The organism is Ruoffia sp. FAM 26254 (assembly GCF_045528545.1).
GTDB classification, from domain to species: Bacteria; Bacillota; Bacilli; order Lactobacillales; family Aerococcaceae; genus Ruoffia; species Ruoffia halotolerans.
The window spans coordinates 1-255 of sequence record NZ_JBGQQY010000140.1; the positions used below are offsets into that span (position 1 = coordinate 1).

The 255-nt window shown below is 48.2% G+C and carries 1 rRNA gene; it reads right to left on the reverse strand.

Features of this window, described 5'->3' with window-relative positions:
* A 16S ribosomal RNA gene (locus ACEN3Z_RS12020) occupies positions 1–202 on the reverse strand; the annotation flags it as partial.
* Positions 203–255 lie beyond the last annotated feature (53 nt).

Genomic DNA, 255 nt, shown 5'->3' on the forward strand with positions numbered 1-255 from the left:
TGAACCAGGCGGTTCTGTCGTCTATGCGGTATTAGTCATCGTTTCCGATGGTTATCCCCCGCTGAAGGGTAGGTTTCCCACGTGTTACTCACCCGTGCGCCACTCACGTCAAGAGAACAAGTTCTCCCTCAGTGCGTTCGACTTGCATGTATTAGGCACGCCGCCAGCGTTCGTCCTGAGCCAGGATCAAACTCTCATAATTGATTGTTTGAGCTTTTGCTCATTACTATTCTAGCTTTGTTGACCTTTTTTAAA